General features: G+C 43.2%; 25 protein-coding genes. 16 read left to right on the plus strand and 9 right to left on the minus strand.

Annotated features, from left to right (window positions below):
- Positions 1 to 15: 15 nt before the first annotated feature.
- Both VDIS_RS06050 and VDIS_RS06055 read right to left on the minus strand, forming a co-directional pair.
- Positions 16 to 1,446 carry a cytochrome b gene (locus tag VDIS_RS06050; protein WP_013336343.1) on the minus strand — a complete coding sequence of 477 codons (1,431 nt, stop codon included), beginning with the start codon at positions 1,444 to 1,446 and terminating at the stop codon, positions 16 to 18.
- Positions 1,447 to 1,450: 4 nt separating this feature from the next.
- Complete coding sequence (locus VDIS_RS06055; RefSeq protein WP_013336344.1) at positions 1,451 to 2,239, minus strand: Rieske 2Fe-2S domain-containing protein; 789 nt, start codon at positions 2,237 to 2,239, stop codon at positions 1,451 to 1,453.
- Between the two features lie 148 nt (positions 2,240 to 2,387).
- Here VDIS_RS06055 and VDIS_RS06060 point away from each other — a divergent pair, with 148 nt between their 5' ends.
- From VDIS_RS06060 to VDIS_RS06070, 3 genes are read left to right on the plus strand one after another with little or no spacing between them, the layout of a single operon-like run.
- Entirely contained in the window at positions 2,388 to 3,728 is a 1,341-nt protein-coding gene (locus VDIS_RS06060; protein ID WP_013336345.1) for an ethylbenzene dehydrogenase-related protein, read from the plus strand.
- Between the two features lie 9 nt (positions 3,729 to 3,737).
- Positions 3,738 to 4,772, plus strand: a complete 1,035-nt coding sequence (locus tag VDIS_RS06065) for a hypothetical protein (protein ID WP_013336346.1) — start codon at positions 3,738 to 3,740, stop codon at positions 4,770 to 4,772.
- Positions 4,756 to 5,136 carry a hypothetical protein gene (locus VDIS_RS06070; RefSeq protein ID WP_148678262.1) on the plus strand — a complete coding sequence of 127 codons (381 nt, stop codon included), beginning with the start codon at positions 4,756 to 4,758 and terminating at the stop codon, positions 5,134 to 5,136. The genes VDIS_RS06065 and VDIS_RS06070 overlap by 17 nt, the downstream gene beginning before the upstream one ends.
- Here the strand turns inward: VDIS_RS06070 and VDIS_RS06075 are convergent.
- The gene (locus VDIS_RS06075) at positions 5,123 to 5,578 is read right to left on the minus strand and encodes an ArsR/SmtB family transcription factor (RefSeq protein WP_013336348.1); all 456 of its coding nucleotides are present in this window, start codon (positions 5,576 to 5,578) and stop codon (positions 5,123 to 5,125) included. The two genes, VDIS_RS06070 and VDIS_RS06075, sit on opposite strands and share 14 nt — an antisense overlap.
- Positions 5,579 to 5,927: 349 nt before the next feature.
- Between VDIS_RS06075 and VDIS_RS06080 the strand changes: the two genes are divergently transcribed.
- The 8 genes from VDIS_RS06080 to VDIS_RS06115 all read left to right on the plus strand — a co-directional run bounded on the left by VDIS_RS06080 (position 5,928) and on the right by VDIS_RS06115 (position 13,138).
- Positions 5,928 to 6,362, plus strand: coding sequence for a DsrE family protein (locus tag VDIS_RS06080; RefSeq protein ID WP_013336350.1), 435 nt, complete (start codon positions 5,928 to 5,930; stop codon positions 6,360 to 6,362).
- Between the two features lie 96 nt (positions 6,363 to 6,458).
- Entirely contained in the window at positions 6,459 to 6,704 is a 246-nt protein-coding gene (locus tag VDIS_RS06085; protein ID WP_013336351.1) for a sulfurtransferase TusA family protein, read from the plus strand.
- A gap of 5 nt (positions 6,705 to 6,709) precedes the next feature.
- A complete protein-coding gene (locus tag VDIS_RS06090) occupies positions 6,710 to 8,446 on the plus strand; it encodes a SelD-related putative sulfur metabolism protein (protein WP_245522581.1) in 1,737 nt (578 codons plus the stop codon).
- A 119-nt stretch (positions 8,447 to 8,565) separates the two neighbouring features.
- Positions 8,566 to 8,805 carry a sulfurtransferase TusA family protein gene (locus tag VDIS_RS06095; RefSeq protein ID WP_013336353.1) on the plus strand — a complete coding sequence of 80 codons (240 nt, stop codon included), beginning with the start codon at positions 8,566 to 8,568 and terminating at the stop codon, positions 8,803 to 8,805.
- 49 nt (positions 8,806 to 8,854) lie between these two features.
- Positions 8,855 to 9,673, plus strand: coding sequence for a tRNA-pseudouridine synthase I (locus VDIS_RS06100; protein ID WP_013336354.1), 819 nt, complete (start codon positions 8,855 to 8,857; stop codon positions 9,671 to 9,673).
- A gap of 58 nt (positions 9,674 to 9,731) precedes the next feature.
- On the plus strand, positions 9,732 to 10,418 hold the full coding sequence (locus VDIS_RS06105; protein WP_013336355.1) for a hypothetical protein: 687 nt from the start codon (positions 9,732 to 9,734) through the stop codon (positions 10,416 to 10,418).
- Positions 10,419 to 10,456: 38 nt separating this feature from the next.
- Complete coding sequence (locus VDIS_RS06110; RefSeq protein WP_148678265.1) at positions 10,457 to 11,968, plus strand: radical SAM protein; 1,512 nt, start codon at positions 10,457 to 10,459, stop codon at positions 11,966 to 11,968.
- Positions 11,969 to 12,457: 489 nt separating this feature from the next.
- Positions 12,458 to 13,138: a translation initiation factor IF-6 gene (locus VDIS_RS06115; protein ID WP_013336357.1), complete on the plus strand. Its 681-nt coding sequence runs from the start codon at positions 12,458 to 12,460 to the stop codon at positions 13,136 to 13,138.
- Between the two features lie 2 nt (positions 13,139 to 13,140).
- Here the strand turns inward: VDIS_RS06115 and VDIS_RS06120 are convergent, their stop codons facing one another.
- Positions 13,141 to 14,595 carry a ribonuclease FAU-1 family protein gene (locus VDIS_RS06120; protein WP_013336358.1) on the minus strand — a complete coding sequence of 485 codons (1,455 nt, stop codon included), beginning with the start codon at positions 14,593 to 14,595 and terminating at the stop codon, positions 13,141 to 13,143.
- A gap of 487 nt (positions 14,596 to 15,082) precedes the next feature.
- On the minus strand, positions 15,083 to 15,565 hold the full coding sequence (locus VDIS_RS06130; RefSeq protein ID WP_013336360.1) for a PaREP1 family protein: 483 nt from the start codon (positions 15,563 to 15,565) through the stop codon (positions 15,083 to 15,085).
- Between the two features lie 82 nt (positions 15,566 to 15,647).
- Between VDIS_RS06130 and VDIS_RS06135 the strand changes: the two genes are divergently transcribed.
- The 5 genes from VDIS_RS06135 to tpiA all read left to right on the plus strand — a co-directional run bounded on the left by VDIS_RS06135 (position 15,648) and on the right by tpiA (position 18,614).
- On the plus strand, positions 15,648 to 16,370 hold the full coding sequence (locus VDIS_RS06135; protein ID WP_013336361.1) for a ParA family protein: 723 nt from the start codon (positions 15,648 to 15,650) through the stop codon (positions 16,368 to 16,370).
- A 51-nt stretch (positions 16,371 to 16,421) separates the two neighbouring features.
- A complete protein-coding gene (locus VDIS_RS06140; RefSeq protein ID WP_013336362.1) occupies positions 16,422 to 17,276 on the plus strand; it encodes a metallophosphoesterase family protein in 855 nt (284 codons plus the stop codon).
- A 143-nt stretch (positions 17,277 to 17,419) separates the two neighbouring features.
- Positions 17,420 to 17,707 carry a hypothetical protein gene (locus tag VDIS_RS12950; protein WP_013336363.1) on the plus strand — a complete coding sequence of 96 codons (288 nt, stop codon included), beginning with the start codon at positions 17,420 to 17,422 and terminating at the stop codon, positions 17,705 to 17,707.
- Positions 17,708 to 17,742: 35 nt separating this feature from the next.
- The gene (locus VDIS_RS13110) at positions 17,743 to 17,877 is read left to right on the plus strand and encodes a hypothetical protein (RefSeq protein ID WP_013336364.1); all 135 of its coding nucleotides are present in this window, start codon (positions 17,743 to 17,745) and stop codon (positions 17,875 to 17,877) included.
- Between the two features lie 65 nt (positions 17,878 to 17,942).
- Positions 17,943 to 18,614: a triose-phosphate isomerase gene (gene tpiA, locus VDIS_RS06145; RefSeq protein ID WP_013336365.1), complete on the plus strand. Its 672-nt coding sequence runs from the start codon at positions 17,943 to 17,945 to the stop codon at positions 18,612 to 18,614.
- A gap of 231 nt (positions 18,615 to 18,845) precedes the next feature.
- Here tpiA and VDIS_RS06150 read toward each other — a convergent pair whose 3' ends face one another.
- From VDIS_RS06150 to VDIS_RS06165, 4 genes are all read right to left on the minus strand, one after another.
- A complete protein-coding gene (locus tag VDIS_RS06150) occupies positions 18,846 to 19,427 on the minus strand; it encodes a hypothetical protein (protein WP_013336366.1) in 582 nt (193 codons plus the stop codon).
- A gap of 236 nt (positions 19,428 to 19,663) precedes the next feature.
- Positions 19,664 to 22,396, minus strand: a complete 2,733-nt coding sequence (gene acnA, locus VDIS_RS06155) for an aconitate hydratase AcnA (RefSeq protein WP_013336367.1) — start codon at positions 22,394 to 22,396, stop codon at positions 19,664 to 19,666.
- 53 nt (positions 22,397 to 22,449) lie between these two features.
- On the minus strand, positions 22,450 to 23,895 hold the full coding sequence (locus tag VDIS_RS06160; RefSeq protein WP_013336368.1) for a hypothetical protein: 1,446 nt from the start codon (positions 23,893 to 23,895) through the stop codon (positions 22,450 to 22,452).
- Between the two features lie 46 nt (positions 23,896 to 23,941).
- Entirely contained in the window at positions 23,942 to 24,595 is a 654-nt protein-coding gene (locus VDIS_RS06165; protein WP_013336369.1) for a hypothetical protein, read from the minus strand.
- Between the last annotated feature and the right edge of the window lie 39 nt (positions 24,596 to 24,634).

A 24,634-nucleotide genomic window follows, 5' to 3' on the forward strand; every position in this document is an offset into this window, starting at 1 on the left:
TGGATCAACTTTGATTTAAATATAGTTTGTATAGAAGTAACTAAATATTGATGCCGATAACAATAACAACGCAGCACCCCATGAAACCCCTATGAATGGTCCATCACTTATTGGGTTCAGGGCAAGCGATAATGCTATGATTATTATTGCCAAAATAGCCGTTACATAACCAATAATTGATGCCGCCGGCTTACTCAATACCCATGAGGTGGATTTGGCGCTTTCCGCCTTACCTCCGTTTAAAGCCTTATCCCTAACACTAACCCAAGATCTATGGGCCACGTATATGCCGGCGATTATTATTACTAACGGCGGCAGCATCACGAGGGTAGCCCATGACGGGTTAACAGGCACTCCAGGCTGTATTGCACTCCACACGCTTAGTTCGATGAGCCAGGTTAAGCCGATTAGGGCTAGGGCGAGGATACCTGGCCTATCAAGTGGATGTAGCTTATCGTTCCTATCTAATGCGGGTATTATCAGTAGTATTATTACTGGAACAATCATTGACAGTACTTCATCAATCTTAAGCCCAAAGGGCATGTCGAGCATCTTATAAATAAATAGGAAGAACCAGGGTGGATAGGCTGGTACTGCGGCGGCCTGGGGACTAGTCGGCGATGGCCCTGGATGTGGCGAAAAGAGTATTGGTATGCTTGGATAAACACTGGGAAGTGCCAGTATTGATGGTATGAGTATTATTATTCCCCAGGTCATAAAAACTAATGCAACCATGTATATGAAGTTCCTGGGCCACCAAGGCGGTAAATCGTTATTATTCTTATTAATTACAGCTGGAGCCTTATACCCAGCATCTTTTAACCTCGGCATTAATCCATTCTCCTCAGCCAGGTAGAAGTGGAGTAGGAATAGTAGTATTATGGCCGCAGCTATGGTTATGTGCCAGGCTAGAAGCCTTGAGAAGAGATCGAGCTCTGTGCCATTGCCGAAGACGATAGGTATTAATGACTGTAAGCCTAATGCCGTTAATAACCCTCTACCTACGTCCACAGCGTCGGTAGCCAATACGTCCCCAGTCAGTGAATACCCAATAAATGCTACGCCGAGGGTTAATACGAACATTAATACACCAAGCACCCACTGGAATCCCCTTGGTTTCTTATAACCACCCTTAAGCATTACGTAAAGTCCATGCATGTATACGGCGAATATCATGATGTAAGCGCCGTATAGGTGTGATGAGAGTATTATTGAGCCAAAGGGTACGTTATGTATTATCGACATTGTTGAGTTGTACGCATTGCTTGGTTCATAATAGAATAGAAGCAGCAACCCAGTTAGTACCTGCCAGGCAAGTGCGCTGGCTGAGATCCCGCCAAGCCAATACTCAATACTAAACATGTAATTAGGTACGCCCATGAAGGGCACATCCTTAAGGTGCAGAAGTTCGGCGAACCAATCTGTGAAGTCCCTCCTCTCGCCCATGATATCACCCCGTTATTGCTGGGTTTGTGTGCATTGTTACGGCGGTTGATGTCCCACTAATTGGTGATCCACCCTGTAAGTCGCCTAATGGATTGTTTACAACATCCTGTGTTGGGTTGTTGTATCCTGGGTGTCCGTAGATTACTGGTCCTACCATCTTGACTGCGTAGAGTTGGTCGGTGCTCGGGTCCCACTCGAGGACCACCGCCGGCAACGGCCTAACAGTAGGACCAGTAACCACAGCACCACCCAAATAAGGATCATAAGTAGAACCATGGCATGAGCAGTGAAGCACCTTATCCTTAGGACCTAATGCCGTGATTGTTTTATACCCAGGTGGGTAAAATGTGAGTTCCGGGAATGTACAGCCTAGGTGTTGACAGATTGCGCTGAAGGCTACTATGGACTTGCTTGGGCCGACACCACCAGGAAACTCATACTTAACACCATTCTGTGGAATAACCACCGTGGTTGGTGGCACCTCGACTGGTTGATTATTGTCATTGCCAAGGTTTAATAGGAAATTGGGCTCATTATTGAGTGGGTATGGGAATAGGGCTATTGTTGGTTGGGCATTGACAGGTAACTTACTTGCCTTTATTGGGTTGCCATTCTCATCAACAAGCAATAATCTTGGAAATGAGCTAATGCCTATTGATGGCGGCATAAGGTACTCAAGGCCCCTAAGCATCCCAAGAACAACAGCGGCACCGGAGATGAATAACATGGCCTTAAGGAAGTCTCTTCTACCCATTGATAGGCCACCATTGTTACGGCTGCTCCTTTCACTCATCACTAACGGTACTTAATACTTACCTTATAAATTTTACTTAAATGTTATTATCCCAATTTTATCCCAATTTATTCCTAATTAACACCTATTTTTATCCCTATATCAACATATGATAAGACTTAAATACCAGGATTAATCCCAACGTATGATGAGGATCGGGCTAAGACTGGCTACAATACTTGCGATAGCCCTGGTCATAATAGTGGGTGTGCTAGCCATGGTATACCCAGTCCCATTGGCCCAGGCGCCATCGGGTATCGTGGCTTATAAGGTTGTTGGCAGCGCCAACTTAGCAGCACCAGGTACCGAAAGCTTCTGGAAGGAAATACCCGCATACAACGTATCCCTTGTGCCGAACTTATCGACGCAGATGATACCAATTAGCTACAACGTACCAACATCAGGGTTAGTACCCTACGTATTAGTTAAGGCAGCATGGAATGGCACGGACATAATCATCCTATTGGAGTGGCCAGACCCGTATGGGCCAAGCTACGCAGGCCCTGCGGCAATAGCGGGCCCTGGTCACTGGCCCGTTGTTTATAATCCAAATGGGCCCCTTAACATGACATTCCTAAAGCTACTAACTGGTACGTTCCATAAGAAGTACTTCGTAATTAATGCAAGTTATGCGGTGATTAAGGGTTCGCCAAGACCGATGGAGTACGTACTTGCTTATTTAGCTCCTCATTATGGTGTTTACTTCTATGGATATTACGTTAATTTAACGGACGGTCATTATTACCCTGATAGGGTAGCCATAATGTGGTATATGGGTTCGCAGCAAAGTCCAAGCGATTGCATGAACATAGGCGGTCCGCACCCAGGTTATAAGATACCTGGTGAGCTTGGTCAACTTGCCCAGGCGTATTTAGGGACAAACGTGGAGGAATACACAGGTGGCTCTCTGAGCTCTGGTGCAGCCAATATTTGGGAATGGATCTCAGGAGCCACTGACCCGCAGGGTGATAACTTCAATTACTTCACTAATGTAACGTGGGACGTGGAGAACGGCATCGACCCAGCAGCTGCGCAACAATTTGCGTCAAATCCGCATGGGTTCTTCATAAACTTATTCGTTAATCAGACGGGGCTTTATGACGTAGGCGATGGAGGTATTTGGTACCCAAATGCCACAGGCCCTGAGCCCGGTTACTTCAGTGGGTATACTGGCGCTGTTTATGAGAATGGTTATTGGATAGTGGAGTTCGTTAGGCCGTTATCAGCGCCAATGCCCGATACGATAAACCTGGTGCCGGGTCAGACATACGATGTTGCCTTCGCAGTTTGGATTGGCAAGGCCGGTGAGACCTCCTGGGATAAGTCAATATCGCCAAGCTTTATACCACTGACTATCTCCACATCGCCACCACCATCACACGCTGTATCGGCAATACCCGCGGCGGTCTTAACGGTGGCTGTGATAGGGATAGTAATAGCGGTGGTGGCCATAGGCCTCGTATACTACTCAATAAGGAGGAGAGGGTGATTGAGCTAAATGGATGCTAACATTATTAGTGGTAAAAATCATAACTATGTTCACGGAGTACTCAATAGAGATCAAACAGTATTGGTGGCGTTATTCTCGGTATTATTTATCCTCTACTTCATATTTAGGGAGTTCCTATTCTACGTTGCGCCATTCATGCCAAGTACTGGTATTAATATGGCTGATCTAGAGCTCATTGGTACATTCTCTGTGTTTGGGCTTGAGGTGGTTATACCATTCATGCTATACTTCATTAGAATACCACTTAGTAGGATTTACTTCCTGGTCACCGTGTTAATGCTGTGGGGAGGCACATTACTCAGTATTCTTTATCCAATGTATTACATGACTATTCCATGGGTAATAGGTAGTCTCGTCTATGCTGCGTTGACCGTATTATCGCTAATAGCACTAGTCTATGAATTGAGAATTAAATCGTTGCCATTAGCACCACTAATTCTTCTTCAATTAATATCTCTAGCACTATACATCGCTAACGTATTAACGGAATACTTCGCATTTTCCCTAGGTGGATTAAGCCCATACCTAGTCTACCCAATGCTCTATCTAGCAGGTATTGGAGGTGTAGTACTTCTCATATATAGTATATACATATTAATTATTAATAGAATCAATACAAAGTTGATTTTGGGCTATGTGTCGGCGGCCGTACTAGGCCTATTGATGGCATATCCCCTTTACTCATTGACAATTTATAATAGCTTCATGTCCCACATAATGTCCATGGTATTTGCCATGGGTTTAGGAATACTCGCACCTCCATCCTCAATGCCATTGATTGCGGTATTTATTGGGATTTACACGTATTCAATAATTGCCCTGGTAATAAGCGGCATAATGAATAAGATGCCCATGCATTACTTAATTGCCGTTGCCTCACTTATCTACGTGACCACCGCATTCATAGAGCATGCAATAATCGTAATATTTGCTGCAGTACTAACAATAACCAACCTAATGATATACCTAAGCATCACCAGTAAGGCACAGGCCATGGGTAATGACCATGCGGATATTTCATAGATACCTAGTTTACGTAACCAAGGATGTAGGTAGGAGGGTTAGGTATCCGGGATCAGTGAGACTATGTAATAATGAGGGTAGGGTATTAAGGCTTAGGTTGAGGTATGGCGGACCATTCACTAAGACGGGGCTTGAGAATTACGTAACCTACGTAGCACTCGTTAGTAATGATATTATTGTAAGTAATAAGTCTATTGAAAGCGAAGCATTTCAACTAAGTCCTGGCGAGTGCATTAACTTTGACGTTGAGTATGAGGTAAGTGGTGAATTGGCTGATGAATTGGATTTTGTTAAGCTTAAGATGATTAATGATGGCTTGCTTAGCGTTGGTGGTTTTCAATTCGACGTAATTACTGAGGATTAGAGTTATCACTAAGTTTTAAGCTCTCCTTAATTAATACGTATAGTTCGTCCCAATGCTTATAGGCATTATCCTCTATGAAATAAACATCACCATACCTTAAACCAAGTCTCTTAACCAAGCCATTCTTCTCAAGCAATTCCAGGTGGTGCTTAACCGTCTTATAATCCATATTCAACTCCTTAGCAATTCTATTGATGTTTGTTGGCCTCTCCCTGAGCAACAGCAATATCTTAGACCTAATTGGTCCGCCCCTCGACTCAACAAGCAACCACCTAATTCGAGCATACATGGGACAGGTATGTATCATCTTATCAGTAACCCCATCATTACTTACATGATCTCTATCGTTGTTCATTATTGATGCATCATCATTCATTTCGCCCACTAGTAATGCTAGGAAGGGCATTATTAAGCTTTTAATGAGTTCACCAAGGGCTATCATTAAACCTTATCAGTAATCAATTGGTTTAAATACTTAATTATATGCATATCAATATATTTATATTTATTTTTATTTAAAAGAATTCATTTAAATTTAAATAGAAACATTTATAAACATACGCACTTCATCTTGCTGACCAGGTATGTGCATGCCAAGTCCATACATGACTAAGAAGAAGGATAAGGAGAATGTTAAGGCTGAGGATAGGAGCAAGCAGGAGACGCAGGTTAAGGAGTAAGTGCTACCTAAAAGTGATTACCGTACTTAAAATACTCACCTCTATATCTCCTACTGTGCAGAGACTGCATTGCCTCTCCGCTTTTAAAGGGAATCCATGTAAGTCTACGTGATGAAATTACTTATTTTAATCACCAACTCAACGTTGGATCGATTATTAACGTTAGGCACGATAACTCTTGGTGCAGTTAGTATGGGTCATGAGGTTGCCATTTACGCCACGCAGTCTGCATCTTTTGCATTCCTTAGGAATTATGCAGATAAAATCGGTAATTATAACGGTGATTCTTCATTAGAAGTGTTAGTTAATGGTGTCGTTAATGGCTATAACAATGCCGTAATTAATGGTAAATTTTTCAAGTGGTATGAAATGATTAAGCAGGCCAAGGAGATTGGTAATGTGAGAGTTTACGTTTGTACCCAGCCCTTTGAGTTGGCAGGTATTAAGGTTAGTTTGGGTGATTTTCTTGATATAGTTGATGAATTGGTTATGATTGGTAAATACATTGAGCTGCTTGAGTGGTGTGATAAGTCGGTCTCATTGTGAATTTGAATAAATTTATTTAAATTTAAATGAATACTGAACTGTGCAAAAACAGCACTGATTTAAGGCTATATAAAGCATTACGTTAGTTATAATGTCGTGAAATTCGAAAAGGTGAATAACAATAGGTATTTATTGGATGCCCGGGGTTATGCCTGTCCATACCCTCAAGTCTTTACGTTGAAGGCCATTAAGGAATTGAAGGAAGGTTCGATAATGGAGGTTCTCGTTGATAACCCAGCGAGTTGTGACAATGTACCGGCGGCTGTTAGGAAGCTTGGTCATGAGGTTCTTGAAGTTAGGCAGGAGAGTAATTACTGGAGGATTATAATTAGGAAGCGGTGATGGAGATGAGGGATGATAGGATAAGGGTGTTTAGGGAGAGACTAGATAAGTACCTGGATCTTGGGATTAACCTATTGTCCCTTGCCATTGGCTGTTCAGTTAAGGTTGACCTATACGATACGTTATACCCAGCCCTCTCACTCGTTAACAATGAAATAGCTAAGTTAAACATAGAGATACAGCCTAGAGAGGACGTAGCCGTGTTAAGGAGTAACGGTGATTACTCACTGGTTAGGAGGATATATGATATAACTGGTAATGGTGTAAATAAGGATGAATTAGTTAGTATTAATCCATCAGTGGCATTGCTGTTACTGCAGGTTCACCAGTCACGTGCATCATCGCCGAGGGAATTTGCAAGTTCAATAATAAGCCTATATAGGAGGTTGGGTAGTTCGCCTGTTAGGGTTAGGATTGGTAAGGGTCACTCTATAGTCTCGACTAAGGAGAAGGCTGAGTTTGCCCTCATCGATTTCATAAGTACGAAGAGTGGTGATGGGTACTTATTGGCTAATAATGATACGATACAGATAATTGACCCGACGGAGGACCCAGGTAGTTATAGGCAGGTGGCTACCGCAGTAAGTAATGCGTTGAATGACCTATTCATAAAGGGCGTGTATAGGGATATAACGATATACCCAGTCTATGATGCGCCAATTGAGGATTTAAAGGAGAAATTAATGAAGAATTTTAGGGAATTTAGCAGTAAGTGGGACCTTCAATTAAGTACTGATGTGCAACAGCCAAGGGTTAATTACCTATTGATGGGCGCCACCGTGGTTGGTACATTAGATAGGGAACCACCAATGTTCTACGACAACATTAAGGCCGGCTTTAAGATACTTATTACTAGGCCCTTTGGTGAGCTTTCCATAATATCTACGTATTTAACGGCTCATGTTGATGAGTCAATAATGGATGAGCTTGAACGTAACGTGATGAGTATTGAGGATCTTGAGAAATTGAAGATAAAAATAATGGACATACTCTCAAGACCTAACATCGAGATAGCCAGAGTAATAAGTAAGTACCTACCTGAGATAGGTGAGGCGTTTAGGGAGGATGAGCATATAGCAGCCACAATAGATGTATCAGGACCCGGCATATTTGTATTCAAGGAGCTGGCCGAGCAGGCCAATGTCGATGTTGCACTATACAATATACCATTGATATCGCCTGAGGTTGCGAGATTCGCCGCTGAGCACTACATAATTACAGATGCCACAGCAGGTACTAATGGGGCTATAGCAATTGTGGCTAGTAAGGATGTTATTGACTCGATTGTCAGGGATTTAAGGGGTATTGAGGATGTTCAGCCCATGGTGATTGGTGAGGTAATGGGTAAGGGGTCTGGCAGGTTATTCGTGCCTGATTACGTAACGAGGTACATAACGAGTAAATCATTATTGATGAAGCTCACTATGAACATTGATGTATTAAGAAGCCTAAGGAGACAGCAGGTTAAGTGTGAAAAGGTGAGGGTTGAGGCGAGGGTATTCGGTAATGTGCAGGGTGTTGGTTTTAGACCAACACTACGTAGGCAAGCCCTATCCCTTGGATTAACTGGGTATGTGAGGAACCTTCCAGATGGTTCGGTTGAGGTGGTCGCTGAGGGATGTAAGGAGGATGTAATGGCTCTCATTGAGTGGATTAGGTCAAGCCCCGTTGGTTCTGTTGAGACTATAAATTACGTCATTAAGCAATACTTTGGTGAGTTTGAGGATTTCGAAATAAGGTAATCAGTTCGATGATTAATATGCATGATCCATACCTTATAAACCCATCGACTCAGTTAATAATCAGTACATGTAATAAGTATTTTAATATGTATGTATGATATTAATTAGGTGTGGTTGATATGAGTAATGTCATTGATGTTAGGGGTCTTCAATGCCCAACACCAGTTACAATTGTCGCTAATGCGGTGGATAAGGCTGAGGCAGGGTCGACGCTTACGGTAATAACGGACGACTTCATATGCTTCATGATGATACAGAGGATATTGAAGATTCTCAATGTGGAGATTAGGGAGGCTGTGCAGTTGGATGATGGTAATTATAGAATAGTCGTCATTAAGTCTCCTAAAGGTACTCAATAACTTATAATGGCATTATTTTTAATCTCTCAGTAATAAGTACGTATATTCAATGCCGACAGTAGCCTTTAAGGTGTTTTATGATGGATCATTATTTAGTGGATTTACAGGTAGTACTAACTCCATTGAGTATTACCTGAGGAGGGCCATTAGGTATTTCATTAAAGACTTTAAGCTAAGCAAGGCCTCGAGGACAGACCCAGGGGTTAGCGCTATTGGTAATGTAGTCTCGATAAATTACATTGACAGTATTAGATTAGTACCTGGCATGTTGAATTCCAGGTTACCAAATGGAATTAGGGCATGGGCATGGGCTGAGGTTGACGAAGGTTTTCGTGCAAGGGCCGCGGTGTCTAGGACCTATGTTTATGTAATGCCCTGGCTTTATGAGGATATTGATTTAATGAGGAGTGCAGCGAAATTGTTTGTGGGTGTTCATGATCTATCGAATTTTCAGGTTAAGGAGAAGGGTGTGCCGACCACGGTGATGATAAATAACGTTAATATTGAAAGGTTTGGCGATTACCTGGTCTTTATAGTCATTGGTCGCGGGTTCAGGAATAAGATGATTAGGAAGATTGTCAATGCACTTAGGATGGTTGGTTCTGGAATATTGACTATTGATGAGTTACGGGACTTAATAGAGTTGAGGATTAGAAAGCCAATACCACCTGCACCACCCTACGGATTATTACTGCTTAATGTGAATTACGGCGATAGGGAGCCAAACTGGGTATTAAGTGTTGATGATATTTCCTACGTAATTAACTACTTAGTAAATAGGTGGTATAATTCACTATCTAATTCCTTTATTATTTCAAAAATTCTTCATGATTTTATGGATATAAATAAATTATTTAGTCGTATTTAAACATAACATGGACCAAATGTTTAAATAATAAATAAAATAATATGCATACGGGAGTTTTGTGGCATATTTCGACATCGACATAGCCTGCAGGGAAGGGTTTGGTGAACGTAAGTTAGTCTCAATGATTCAACAACGGATTAACTCCCTGCCCTGGGACTTAGATCTTAATGAGCAGGATTTTCTAACGGGCTATGCCTACCAGGATTTGAGATATTACTTATTATATAAGTTTGGATTGCTTAATTTGAGTAATAATGATGCATCATATGAGTTATGTAAAAGGATTTTGAGGAACGAGGAACAGGTGACGAAAATAGTTGATGAATGGTTTAATTGGTGGGTTATTAAGTGGAGACAGAGGGTTAAACTTGTCTTTAGTGAGAATGAGCAGTTGAATAATGAGAACAATAATAACGCTAATCCTCAGTCTAATGCTGACGAATTACTTAAGAGTATTCCTAAGAATCTAGTTGATAAGTTACGTAGAGAGATAATCGTGGAATTAATAAGGCAGAACGAGGTTTGTAGCCTTGATGTGGTTTCAGACTTCATATTAAGGACCACACTTAGTGAGTTGATTAATGAGTATGGTAAGGATGGCACGTTGAAATTAATATCGACAAATATCACGAGCATACGCTTAAGGCTACTAAAGAAAATAATGGAAATAAGAGATTCCAATCAGCCACTCGTGATTCTCAGGGTTAGAATCAGCCCATCGCAGACATACCAAGGAATCTCGTAACACCAATGAACGCATACCAAAAATCTTACAGGAAAGGAATGATTAAGGTAGCCATTGCTTACCCATCAAATGCCAGAGTAGCCCTTCAATCACTATCAATACACATAATCAGGAAACTATTAAATGAGCATTCAAACGTGTATTCAGACTTCGTATTTATAGGCGATGACGGTAAATCCCTAACTAAATCACTTAGGGATTTCGACATAGTGATATTTTCAGTGCATTATGAACTTGATTACCCACGTATACTAAAGATGATGGAGTTAAGCGGTATAAACCCATATAATTCCCAAAGGAGTATTGATGATCCATTAATTGTGTTAGGTGGACCAACATTAATGGCAAATCCTGAGCCAATGGCGCCGTTTGCTGACATAATGCTCATTGGCGATGCTGAGGTGCTAATTCCTCAACTTATTAGTCATTATATGGAGTATGGTAAGAATATTGATAGTTATATTGGTCCAATGGGCTTTTACGTGCCAAGCATTGGCAGGCATACCGTAACCAAGGCATTCGTAAAGGATCTTTCATACTCAATTAGGTTAATTCATGATACGGCAATCGAGTTAGGCCTGGGTAATGTTAAGTCAATATTTAGTAATCCGGCGGTTCTCGAGGTTATGAGAGGCTGTCCGAGAGGGTGCTTGTTCTGTATGGAGGGCTTTGTTAGTAGGCCTGTTAGGTTTGCTGATATTACTTCTATTAAGGGATTGATACTTAGGGATTTGGGTAGGAACGGAATAATTAATGGTGTATCCTTAATAGGTCTCTCCGTGACTGATCATCCAGGTTTTAAGGAATTAATGAACTTTCTAGTAAATGAGTTAAAGCTTAACGTTTCTGTTCCTTCCCTACGAGTTGACACATTAGACAGGGACATTATTAGGTTAATTGCGAAGGGTGGTCAAAGGGTTCTCACAATAGCCCCTGAATCGAGTGAAAGGTTGAGGAAGGCATTGGGTAAGGGGTTTTCGGACGATGACGTTGTTAAGATAGCTATGGACGCAGTAAGTGTGGGTATTGATCATCTAAAGCTTTACTTCATGGTTGGATTACCAGGTGAAGGCGATGAGGACATAAAATCAATAGTTAATCTCTTAACGAGACTTAGGAGGTTAGGCATTAAGCATTCACTTTCAGTTAATCCATGGATACCAAAGCCACATACCCCACTACAATGGTTACCAATGGCTGATGATAAGGTCATTAACGATAGAATTAAAACTCTAAGGGATGCACGAACATATGATGAGTTTTCAACATACAATGTGCTTGACGCCAAGGTTCAGGCATTGCTAGCGCTTGGTGATAGGGACGTTGGCAACTTAATATTTGAGGCATCATTAACGAACCTTGATAGGGGCTCCTGGAGAAGATTACTTAGGAAGTACGAGAACTTACTTAATAAGTACGTGTACTCATGGAAACCACTTAATGGTGAATTACCCTGGAGCCACATAAAAATTCCAGGTGCTGAGGAGGAAAATCTTAAATCATTATTATTTAAGTACGTTAACGAAGTTGGCATTAATCTTCCTACTTAAACTTATGGATTCATAGAATTATTGCACTTTTGATCTTCCTCAAATGATACCTGTATGTCATACCTATACGGATCTTACCCTATATCACGCTATTCAAATGGGCTTTAAGACCAAAAGGGTAGGTTCTTCAGTAATCTCAAGGCCATTAATTTCATTTATAGCGTTAATGGTTACATTATTTATTGTTCTAATTTCTTCATATCACCATTAATACCTAAGGTAGTATAGTGACCACATGCTTACGCTACCCAATCATTAACGAGAACTTCTCAATGATGCTGATTTAGAATTTTAATATTCAGTAAACTCGTATCCTTAACTTGATGTGTGCTTAACGAATTTTCAACTTTGTTAAGGGAGGCTGAATGATGAAGAATTAACAATAATTATGAATCAGACATATACGTACTGGGCTTCCTGGATTAGGTGTACCGTATAACCTATTAATTTATTTAAATAGTTGTTAAGTTGTTTGGAGGGTTGAGAGAAATGAGTAGACGTAGATTTGAGGTGGCGCCATTGAGTATTTATGGGACATCAACAATAGGTGTTTATATATTTACAAATAATACCCTGACAATAGTGCCGATGGATGTCCCCGATAAGGTCGTTAATTCAATAAGGGATACACTTGGTACGAGTGTTCTTAAGGCATCACTTGCTAAGTCGCCGTTAATAGGCATTTTCATGGTTGGTAATGATAATGGGGTGTTGGTGCCGAGCATAGTTACTGAGGATGAGGTAAATGAATTGAAAAAGAATGGCCTTAACGTGTCGATAATACGCACAAGATACACAGCCATTGCCAACTTAATACTGACGAATAATAGGAAGACCATAGTATCACCAATAATTGAGAAGGAGTACGTAGGGTTGATAAGGGATACATTAGGCACGGAGGTAATCGTAGACGAGGTTTGCGGTACTTACCTGGTGGGCTCAATTGCGGTGGCTAATGATAAGGGCGTCTTACTAAGCCCTGAGGCTAAGGATGAGGATGTGAGGAAGGTAAAGGATTACTTCGGGTTAACCGTAAATGTGGGCACGGTTAATAGAGGTAGGAGTTTCCTCAGGGGTGGGCTTGTGGTTAATAATAATGGTGGCTTAGTGGGTAGTGACACCACTGGTTTCGAAATAGTGAGGATAATGCAGGTATTCGGTGGTGTGTAGGATCACCCAGCCAGCTCCCTAGCCTTACTAAGGCACTCCTCACCAAGCTTATGGGCACTCACCAGCAAATCACTTATCAATTTCTCAACCCTAGCCCTTAACTTACTTGGTATTACGTCCATGTTCACATACGTCATATACTCATCATAATCAATAACCCTGGCCTCGCTGGAATCCCACCTCTTAACGACATCAACCGCAAGGTCTATGTAGAGGATATTACTGCCAGTGAATTCTATGGGTGTATTAACATTTATGTAAATGCCCTTGGGCCTCCATGCATGATCAACATAGACGTGGGTTAGGTATTCATTATTAATTGCGGAGCAGGTTATTGCCATATCGCCTTCCTCCTTTGGAATACCGAGACCATCAAGGTAACCACCACCTCTCAACCTACGCAATAAAACAATATCGTCAGGCTCAAGCTTAAGTACATCGGCATTACCAAGCTTAATGACCTCACCACTTGGCTTAATATGCACAATACCGACCCTATACCTCCTACTCATTAACTGCCTCATGAACTCAACACTAAACCCAGCCCTATCGTTACAGCGACCAAGCAATGCCTCAACGAGATCCAACAACGCGGTGTTCCGCTTTAAAGTCTTATACGTGTGATGACCCATTATTGTCGGCATAACGTTATTCCTAACATTATCGAGCAAGATCTTAGCCCTACCATTAAGCATAACCTCAATAATGCACTCACCATCCTGGAGCACCGTGTATGGAGCCGACGACTTACTAGTCGACTCAGCCTCATTAAGTGTACTTATCGCTTTCTCAATTTCCTTAACAGCCTCATCCTCACTTAGGAACTGAGCACTACTCCTCCACTTGATACTATAGCCTCTCAACCTACCAACGTACTTAAGACCAACCTTGAGCAGCGTCTGCCTAACCTCATAATCCCTAATGTGCCTACTGAATAATACGGTACCACTACCCGGCACTATAGAGACGTACTCAGTATCAACCCTAACGCCGGGTATAGCCACCAACTCATCACTTGGGTAAACCCTAGTCCTACTTATAACGACAGGGATCACATCACCATCACTATACACGCCACCCGGCGCCCTGAGTACAGCCTTAACGCCATTACCAACATCAACGAAGTAATCACCATTAATGACGTTTACGACACCCATGACGACCCTATGAAGAGGAACCACGGACCTCCAGATCAATGCCTCCTCCTCAACAACCCTAAGCAGGTTATTAACAACATCATTAACTGCACCGCACCTACCCATTACACTCAACGCCCCAGGGACCCTCTCAGAGTCCTTAATTGTGACGTCAGGCGCGGAATTATCAACATTAATATTAAACCTATTGATTATCACATCAGAGGCCTGAACAATGGTATAACCAAGATCAAGCACCAACTTACTAATGGCAGTGGCATACTTACCCCTAATCCTAACCCTATAATTATATCCACCCACGAAAAAATACTCGTATCAAGGGCTAAAAATAATTTATGACCATGCAACTCAGGGACACATGCCATACCTTATGTATGAAGTGACTATTAAGCCGAGAAGTAACACTGAAAGTGCTGATGGGAATGCGAGCATAAGTACCAAGCCAATGACTGGTTGCTTAACGGCTAGATAAAACAGATAGTAGTAAATAAACTATGAGAAATAGAATCATAAGAATACTAATAATCATACTCCATCTACGTCCCTCACTACTTGGGATCCTAGGCAGCTTAATGGCGACAAATAAAAGCACTAGAAATGTTAAAAACGCTATTAATCCCGCAAAATTATACGTGTTAATCACCCACGTTATTAAAAAGATCAAGGCAATGGCCAGGTAAAGAATCATGAGCCTTCAGTTCATTACGGTAATACGGCAATTAAACTCCTGGCGGCTCATATATCAAATTAATACGAAGCCAGTAAATCAATTTCTTTCCATTATGAATCATGATTGAGTCTCAAAAGTGCTCCTTGCTAAATTCACGAGGGCTTCGATATCGGGCAGATCTCTTCTAACTTGGTCAGGTCTAAGCCTTGCCTCATGAAATCCCTCCACGTGTAAAAACCATGCCCGTCCCCACCACCACCTGACCTCCCTCTTACCAAGCCTATCTGCGGCGTCATCCACAGCATCAAATAGTAATTGCGCTGTCCACCTACCAATCTCAGACGCTCTCCTCGCCTCGTCTAGGCCTAGGATTATGGCGATCGCCTTGATGGCCTCCTCAGCCGCCTTGTAGAGCTTCTCACTGGCCTGCACGGGATCCTTCTCGATTAAATTCCTACCTTCATTTAGGAATTTTTCTGCGAGTTCAAGATGCGCTTTACTCGTTGTTAATGGGTCAAGCGATAATGCCTTTGATATTAGGTCAATTATGTCAATGCCCCTTTTCTCCGCCTCATCGAGTATCAGCTTTGGGATTTCCACAATTTACATTGGTGATGCAAAGTTAAAAATGTTTGTTCATGCAACGTTAGTACCTTATTAATTGAGGTGTTACTATATTGACGTGAGCATTAAATGCATTGTCTCTGGTCAGAAGGGTGGTGTTGGTAAGAGCACACTGACGATATTGACCACGATGGCTGCACCAGCGCTTGGCATTAGGTTAGCCGTTATCGACTTAGCCATGGGTAATCCAAGCACATCGCTTAACCTACTTAGTGGTGTGCCAAGGCATACACTGGCTACCTACGTGATTAACGCATCTAAGGTTAGTGAGGTAATTCATATTGTTTCAACGGAGCATGGACCTGTCTACCTGGTGCCTTCTGGGCATGGTGATTTAGCGCTTGTTAACGAGTATGGTGATTTTAGGGATAAGTTGGACTCGTTGATTAAATACTTAATTGATAGGGTTAAGGTTGATAATGTAGTTATTGATTTTCCATCATTCGAGCCCAACTTAGACCATGTATTTACCGAGGCGTTGAGTATGTGCGATACTGTTTATCCAGTGGGCATTCAGGACCTTGGCTCAGTAATTGCACTGAGGAATCTCCTGCATTTCGTTAGGAGACTCTCGATTAATGTTGGTCGTCCTGTGATTAACATGTTTAGGGAGTCCCTGGGTAAGCAGTGGGTTGCTGCTGTTGGTAAGCTGGTCGGTTTAGAACCTGATGTGGTTCATTATGATCCCTGGGTCATTAGGTGGGTTCATGATGGCGTTGGTCAGTATGGGGTTGGCGTTAGGGAGGCCTTGACATACGTAATCAAGGAAATTCTAAGTTAGTAGTTATTACGCAAAATGGTTTTAAGGCATTAATTATTAATCATTAGTGCGGTGTCCGTTGAGGAGTTTCGAGGCATTACCGTGGATTCTGAGGATGGCGAGAGATGGCTACTTATTGCTGATACTCACGTAGGCCTTGAGGTTGAGCTTGGTAAGAAGGGTGTTAGGATACCCAGCCAATCAGCCAGGATCGCACAACTGGTTCTTGACTTTGCCGAGAGGGCAGGAGCAACTTCATTGGCTATATTAGGTGATGTTAAGCATGAGATAGCGAGTATAGTCGAGAGCGCTAGGGAGGTCAGGGAATTCCTTGACAGGATTAGTGGTAAATTCAATAAGGTGGTTCTGGTCAAGGGTAACCATGATGGTAACCTAGACCTAATACTCAGCAGTAACGCAAAGCCCAATGTGTACCTCATAGACTCCAGGGGCTTCATGATAAGGAGTAGGGATGGCAAAAACCTCCTCTTACTTCATGGAAATTCAAAGCCTAGGGTTGAGGATTTCATGAATGCGGACGTGATAATAATGGGGCATACCCACCCAGCCATACTCATCCAGGACGTGACTGGCTACGTAATGAGAGCACCAGTTATCGTTAAGGTACGAGTTGATAAGTCCGTGTTCGGCAAAAACATGTATAACACCGAAGTAGGCGCCACGGGCACCATGAATATAATAGTACTACCAACATTCAACCCACTGACCGTGGGCATGGACGTGTTCGAGATATTCCCAAAGGACCTTGTTGAGGTTGAGACAATATTACATTATGCACGCACCTGGGAAATACTAAGTAATATTGAGGTTTACCTGACGGATATGACGTACCTCGGCACGATGGACATACTGGCTAGAATAAGGGAGGAGATTAGCGAGGGTGGTTACGACGTTAGTTGGTTATAAGAAATTGAATAAACGACATCCTAATAAAATTAAGAGATGATGATGATAAAGCAGTATTTCTTAAGTACTAAGCTAATTTATTCTTTCAATTTACAATTTAAGAATAGCCGGAGTAAAAAAGTCCCTTGAAAATAAGTATTTTGATGTCTATGAAATTAAGGCTGAGGTACCCAATCACGGTAATCTTAATGATAGCCATCATTACTGCGATCTTCGTTGCAATGGTAACAGCTAACATAGGTCTCAGCCAAAGCTACATAACACCATTTAAGGTAATTACTACAAAATTAGCGTTAATTGAATATTTCAGCGATAGTGGTACTGGGCATCCTGTGTTATTAATTCACGCGTACATGAATGGGCAGCCCATTAAGGTCCATTCGCCTTTACCCCGAGGCATATATACACGATTGGTTACTACGAGGGCTTAGGCACCGTATATATTAACCTAAGTAATCCGCTAATCATGAGAATTGCCGGTGAGTGGTATGGCAATTACAGCGATGCAATATGGCCGTCACCGATAACCTTCATAACATATACAGATAATCCATCTAAAGTATACGTGGAGGTAGTCACCATCCCATATCCACCCAGCTAATGTATAATTATTATTCCCATTAAACCCTAACAATTTAATAGGCCTTAATCCTGCTTATTGCATGTATGAAGTTACCAATATTAATCATAAACATGAAAGTGTACCCTGAGGTGCTCGGTAAGAGGGCTCTTGAGCTTGCTAAGGTCGCTGAAGCTGTGTCCAGGGAGTTAGGTGTGTCCATTGCCGTTGCCCCACCAATTACTGAGCTTAGGCTTGTGGCTGAGAACGTGGGAATACCCGTGTATGCCCAGGGTGCTGATCCAGTTGAGCCTGGGGCTAGGACAGGGCATGTACCGCCTGAGTTCATTAAGGAGGCCGGGGCGTCGGGAGTAATACTTAATCACAGCGAGAATAGGCTCCTCCTAAATGACCTTGGCTGGCTCGTTAACAGGGCGAAGAACCTCGGCCTAGAGACTCTCGTGTGTGCGCCGGACCCATACACGAGCGCGGCTGCCGCTGCCCTTGAGCCAACGGCAGTAGCAGTTGAGCCACCCGAGCTTATTGGCACTGGTAAGGCCGTAAGTAGGGAGAAGCCTGACGTCATTGTGAAAACCGTGGAACTCGTTAAAAGAGTTAACCCGAGCATTCCGGTCATCACGGGGGCCGGTATTGAGAGCTATGAGGATGTTAAAAGGGCCGTTGAACTTGGGACACAGGGAGTCCTGGTAGCTAGTGCCATTGTTAAGGCGAGGGATTGGAGACAGAAGATTATGGAGTTAGCCAAAGCATTACATTAATCTATCTATACAGTCTTGGTTAAGTTTATAAGGTTACTATATTTGCTATATAAAGTATTGAATCCACGTATAAGCTTGTTAAGCAAGGCACGTAATAGCCACATCTTTCACTGGCTCACTGCTTAGTAAAGGTATGCCCAAGGGTGGGTACGAAAATTGTAGTGCATGTTCTGGGACCTGGCATATTAGATGGAAGGATTCTTGCTCAGGTTAAGCCCATGGCCATTAATCCTACTCAAACCTAGACCTACTACCCTCTACCTCCTTCTCCAATCTCTCAACGAGTATCTTAACCTCATCACTCACATTAACAGTCCTCATGGCATCCTTAGCCCTGTTCAGGTAATCCCTAGCCTTTAAGTAAAGGCTTCTATCATCATAAGCAATGGCATTTTGGAGATACATAAAGCTAAGCATTGCCAAACCAGTCACGTAACCCTCCGAATCCCTGTCAGCAAACCTCAGGGCATCCTCATGTCTCCTAATCAATTCCTCATCAATGGACCAACCGTTGCCGGGTGATATAAAGACCGTCCGCTCAACTCTCCTCTTTAATATTGGTATCATAACGCCATGGTTAATTAAGTACCTGTTTAGGAGAATAAGACCAACGCCAACAACGACAGCACCCACCGGAATGCTTAGGTAAGATGATAGGACAGCATTATGTAAGACGTGTTGGAGGGAGTACTGAGTGAGTATATAGGCACCAGTGCCAATTAGGGCTATTAATAGCAAGAGCAATGCGTATTTAAGCCTTGATATTCTCTCATTAGTAATCTCAATCTCCTTATAAATCACCTTCTTCCCCATACGTAAGCCATGCGTATTGGATTCCCTTTTTAAACCCAGCTAAATAATTATGCCAAAATTGAATGTATTATGAGTCTCCTGATTAGCATTTAAGTTCCGGGGTAGAACTAAGTTCTCCGGTGCGGAACTGGGGAGTTGAATCATTAAGTTAAGTCTGGACTAATTCATGTAGGGCAAGCCTAAGCATAATTTAAAAACTGAACTTTTAAATTATATTATCAGGAGATGGCTAGAGGTTATGGCTGTGCCCCTCTCTGGCGGTGCCTCTTAATTATTTGCCTAAGCACATACTGCAGTATGCCTCCATTGAGGAAGTACTGAACCTCCATCGGCGTGTCAAGCCTCACTAGGAGCTTCGTCCTAACAACCCTACCGTCGGGCTTATGAATAACGAGGTCCACGGTCTGCCTAGGCTTTAATCCCTGGGACAGCCCTATTATGTCGAAGGTCTCGTCACCCGTTATACCGAGTTTATCCACGTCCTCACCCTCCATGAACTGAAGCGGTAATATGCCCATCTCAACCAGGTTACTCCTGTGTATCCTCTCGAAGCTCTTCGCAATGACAGCCTTTATGCCCAGGAGCTTCGGGCCCTTCGCAGCCCAGTCCCTTGAGCTACCGGCTCCATAAGTCTGACCAGCAAGTATTATTAGTGGTACATTCTCCTCCTTATACTTCATGGCCGCATCAAACACAGTCATTAACTGCCCATCGGGCCAGTGAATCGTGTAACCACCCTCAATGACCTTACCACCCATCTTATTCTTAACACCCCTGCTCCAGAATGCACCCCTGACCATAACCTCCCAATTACCCCTCCTAGTACCGAAGGTATTGAAATCGCTTGGCTTAACGCCAAGTGATATCAAGTACTTACCCGCAGGTGAGTCCGCGGGTATTGAGCCCGCCGGTGATATGTGGTCCGTGGTTACGTTATCACCAAGCACCAACAACGCCCTAGCACCAACTATGTCCTTAACCTCTACAAGCCTATCTGGGTCAAAATCGTCAAAGAACGGTGGTCTCCTTATGTACGTATTCTTTGGATTCCACTGATACAGGTCGCCACTTGGCGCCTTTAACGTGTTCCACTCATCAGGTACTAAGTCGCCAATCTTGGTATACTTCTCGGTGAATTCATCGGGCGTTACATACCTCTCAACATAGCTCCTAACCTCATCATCACTAGGCCACAGGTCTTTCAGGTAAACGGGCTTACCGTCACTGGTATATGTCACTGGTTCCCTTGTTAAGTCCTTATTAACGGTACCTGCCAATGCATAAATGACAACCATGGGCGGCGAGGCCAGGTAATTAGCCCTGACGTCCGGGTGTATCCTGCCCTCAAAGTTCCTATTGCCAGAGAGCACTGCCGCCGCAACTAGGTCATTCTCCCTAATAGCCTTAACCACAGGCTCTGGGAGTGGACCTGTATTGCCTATGCAAACCATGCATCCAAAGCCCGTTATGTAAAAGCCTATCTTCTCAAGGTACTGAAGTAGCCCCGACCTCCTTAGGTACTCCTCAACAACCCTAGAACCAGGTGCCAGCACAGTCTTAACGTATGGAGGCGGTGAGACACCAAGCTCAACAGCCCTCTTAGCGACCAAGCCAGACGCCATTAATAGGTATGGATTACTTGTGTTTGTGCAGCTTGTTATTGCGGCAATGGCCACAAACCCGTCCTCAAGCTCCACCTTCTTACCATCAAGCTCTATGACAACTTTCCTCCTGCCACTTATGTTCCTCTTCTTGTTCCTATCCTCAATGACTGGTTCAATGCTCTTAGGCACGTCGCTCAAGGATCTCCTCTGCCACGGGAGTGAGGGGCCGGCGAGGCTCGGCTCTATGGCTGATAGGTCAATACTAATTACCTGGCTATACTCAACATCACCCTCCTTCGGTGAACCAAAGACCCCCTGTTCCATGAAGTACCTCTCAACAAGTGATATTAACCATTCATCCCTACCAGTAAGCCTTAGGTAAGCCAGCGTCTGTTCATCCACTGGGAATAAGCCAGTGGTTGCCCCATACTCAGGGGCCATATTGGCTATCGTTGCTCTATCGGGTATGGGCAACTCCTTAACGCCCTCACCAAAGAACTCGACGAACTTATCAACCACGTTATACTTCCTAAGGGTCTCGGTTACGTATAGGACTATGTCCGTAGCCGTGACACCAAGCCTCGGCTTACCATAGAGATAAACACCAACAACCTGCGGTGGCAATACAGCTATTGGCTGACCAAGGAGCGCGGCCTCGGCCTCAACACCACCGACACCCCAACCAACGACGCCAAGCCCATTGATCATTGTTGTGTGGGAGTCCATGCCAACGACAGTGTCGAAGTAGGCAAGCCTCTCACCGGGTCCGAGGTCCTCGGTCATCACGACCCTGGCAATGTGCTCAAGGTGTACCTGGTGTATAATACCGGTGCCTGGTGGGAATACCCTGAAGTTCCTGAAGGCATTCTGAGCCCACTTAAGGAACTCATACCTCTCCGCATTCCTCTCAACCTCGAGCTTAATATTCAACTTAACCGCGTCAGGCCTACCCCAGTAATCAGCCTGCACGCTGTGGTCTATTATCAAGTCAGTCGGCACCTGTGGATTAATGACCTTTGGGTCAATGCCGTATTTAGCCACAATCTCCCTCATCACTGCCAGATCAACTAGGGCAGGTACTCCCGTGTAATCCTGCATTAGGACCCTCGCAACCTTTATCGGAACCTCCTTAGTACCTGGATTCTTCGGGTTCCAATGGAGTAGATTCTCAATATCCTCCTCAGTGATTGCCTGCCCGTCGTAATTCCTAAGCAGGTTTTCTATGAAGACCTTAATCGTGTATGGGAACCTGGCAATATCAAAGCCCTCCCTCTCAAGCGCCTTTAATGAGTAATAACGAACTTTGATACCGCCAACATCCATCGTGCTTAATGTATTCCATAGATTAGGCAGGTTCTTGGCCACGATGATATAACTAACTCATTAATTTTTAATATTTGCCCTTTAAATTAGCGAAATCACTTCGCAAATTGATTATACCCGGAGGCGTTAACGTTGTAGTAAGTTAGGTCCCAGGTAGGTGGTGCACTTAATTCGAACGGTATCATGTAACTAGCCGGTAGTGTTGCGGTGGTTCCATTTAGGAATGTCACCTGCATGTCGAACATCGTCCCATTAAACACATAGTCATATATTGGGTACTTCGTGTATGCATACTGGAATTCAAGCTGTGTATACGTTGCAAAGAATGGCGTCCCACTATACGGTATTGCATGTATCCATAGCTGGCTCGTGTTATAGTCATAAATCTCGAAGACTATCTCCTTAGCCGTAATGTTATAATAGATCATCAATTTAAGTAGTGTATTGTTTGGTGTTGGTATGCCGGGTAGCACCGCTGGGTTCATCGTAGTCTCGTTGAAGTAGTAATGGGCTATGCAGTTCTTACCAGGTACGTACCAGGGGGCGATGGTACCATTCGGGTCTAGGTCAACACCTACCTGGAAGAATCCTACACATGATGACCTAGTGGCTCCGTAGTAATTCATGGCATTTATCTGGAAACTCAATATGCCGACCTGCGGTGTGTTCCAGTACTTAAGTAGTACGAGGGCCGTTAGATTATAGAATGGCGGTAATAACGTTGTGAGAAGGCCTGATCCCTGTCCATAACCCTCCATATTATTATACTTCTGTAGGTAAATCGGTATTTCCAGGCTCGTGACTATTATGTCTGTGTAATAAACAGTCCCGCTGGTAGTGATTATGGCTGCCGTGTAGTAATTACCTGCCTCGGGTACGGAAATCACAAAGGGAGGTTCATCGGTCTGGTCCACGAATACCTGCATCACCCAACCAGCGGTTTTATTATACGGCGTACTGGCATTAAACACATTAACCATTATGAAGACCCAACCCGGTGGATAAAGCGCACCTGAAAGACTTGATAGGGATATCACGGGTTTGAGATCCGTTAAGTTTGGACCAGCCCAAACATAGCCGTCGGCCACACCTATGATTGCCACGGGCTCGTAATTACTATTCACAAGGCCAAAGAACCCACTGCCACCACTACCATAATAAATTGCCACCTGGAATGATAGGAATTGATCACCCCTAACTATTAATGATGGATTAACAATGTCAACCTGGGGCTCATTATTCATGGCTGTGGACTCTAGCGCAGGTTCGCCCCAATAATTGGGTTGGGTAACTATTACCGGTGTTTGTCCGCTGATGGGTATCCATCCATAATAGCTTAAGGGCTCGTTGACATACTCAAAATTAGACACATAGGCAAAGGCGCCCGTAAGCGATGCCGCGGGTGCCATTCTCGGCAATGGTTCGTGCACTCGCACCTGTTCATGACGAGGCGTGTAGGCATATATCATTAATATGGTCGTGAGTATTACTGCCATTGTTATTATCATTATTTTTATGGCTTTCCGGTTACCCTTTGTCATAAATTAAGTTATTATTTAGTATTATTTTAAATTTTACTATTTAAATTCAATCGCCGATCATTGATTTCTCCTCTGCAGTTACTTCTTCCTCTGAGTCTACGTGTAGTCTCCTTGTTTGTATGCCATCAGGTGTTAGGAGCACCATCTTTACTGATGCTCCATCCTCGCCAAACCTCGTTAAGTACCTAAGTAGTACCTTATTTGCTAGGACTATGCCTATGTGCTGTGTCTTACCATTCAGTGAGACACTCTGGTGGTAATGCCAAATCTCCTTCCTTGTTATTATATTGAATTGTTTAACTATTGAGTCCTTATAATCATCGAGAACCAGGTTATAAATGCTTAATACCCTCCATATTCTCTTCGTCGGGTTTATCTCCCCGTAAATGACCACGACAGGCCTCTCGGTCTTCTTATCCTTAACCCTTGACTGGTAAATGGCCGTTATCACGGGCTTTGAATCAAGCATCAATAAGTCCTTAATTGGTTGCCTATACCTAATCACGGCGGCCATAAACGGCATTAATAACCTAAACCTAAACTCCACACCATTCGGTATCTTCACACTATCGAAATTACAATTATAACAGTGAATTCTCACGATGGCCGGTGATGGCTCTATTAACCTCCTTATGAAATCCTGACCTTCCTCAATGAGTTCCTCATTACCTACCTTCTTAGATTCATCATTAATAGCCATCAATATTCTATCACCTTTAGAATTTATTAAATTTATGGT

This window comes from Vulcanisaeta distributa DSM 14429 (assembly GCF_000148385.1).
Lineage (GTDB): Archaea > Thermoproteota > Thermoprotei > Thermoproteales > Thermocladiaceae > Vulcanisaeta > Vulcanisaeta distributa.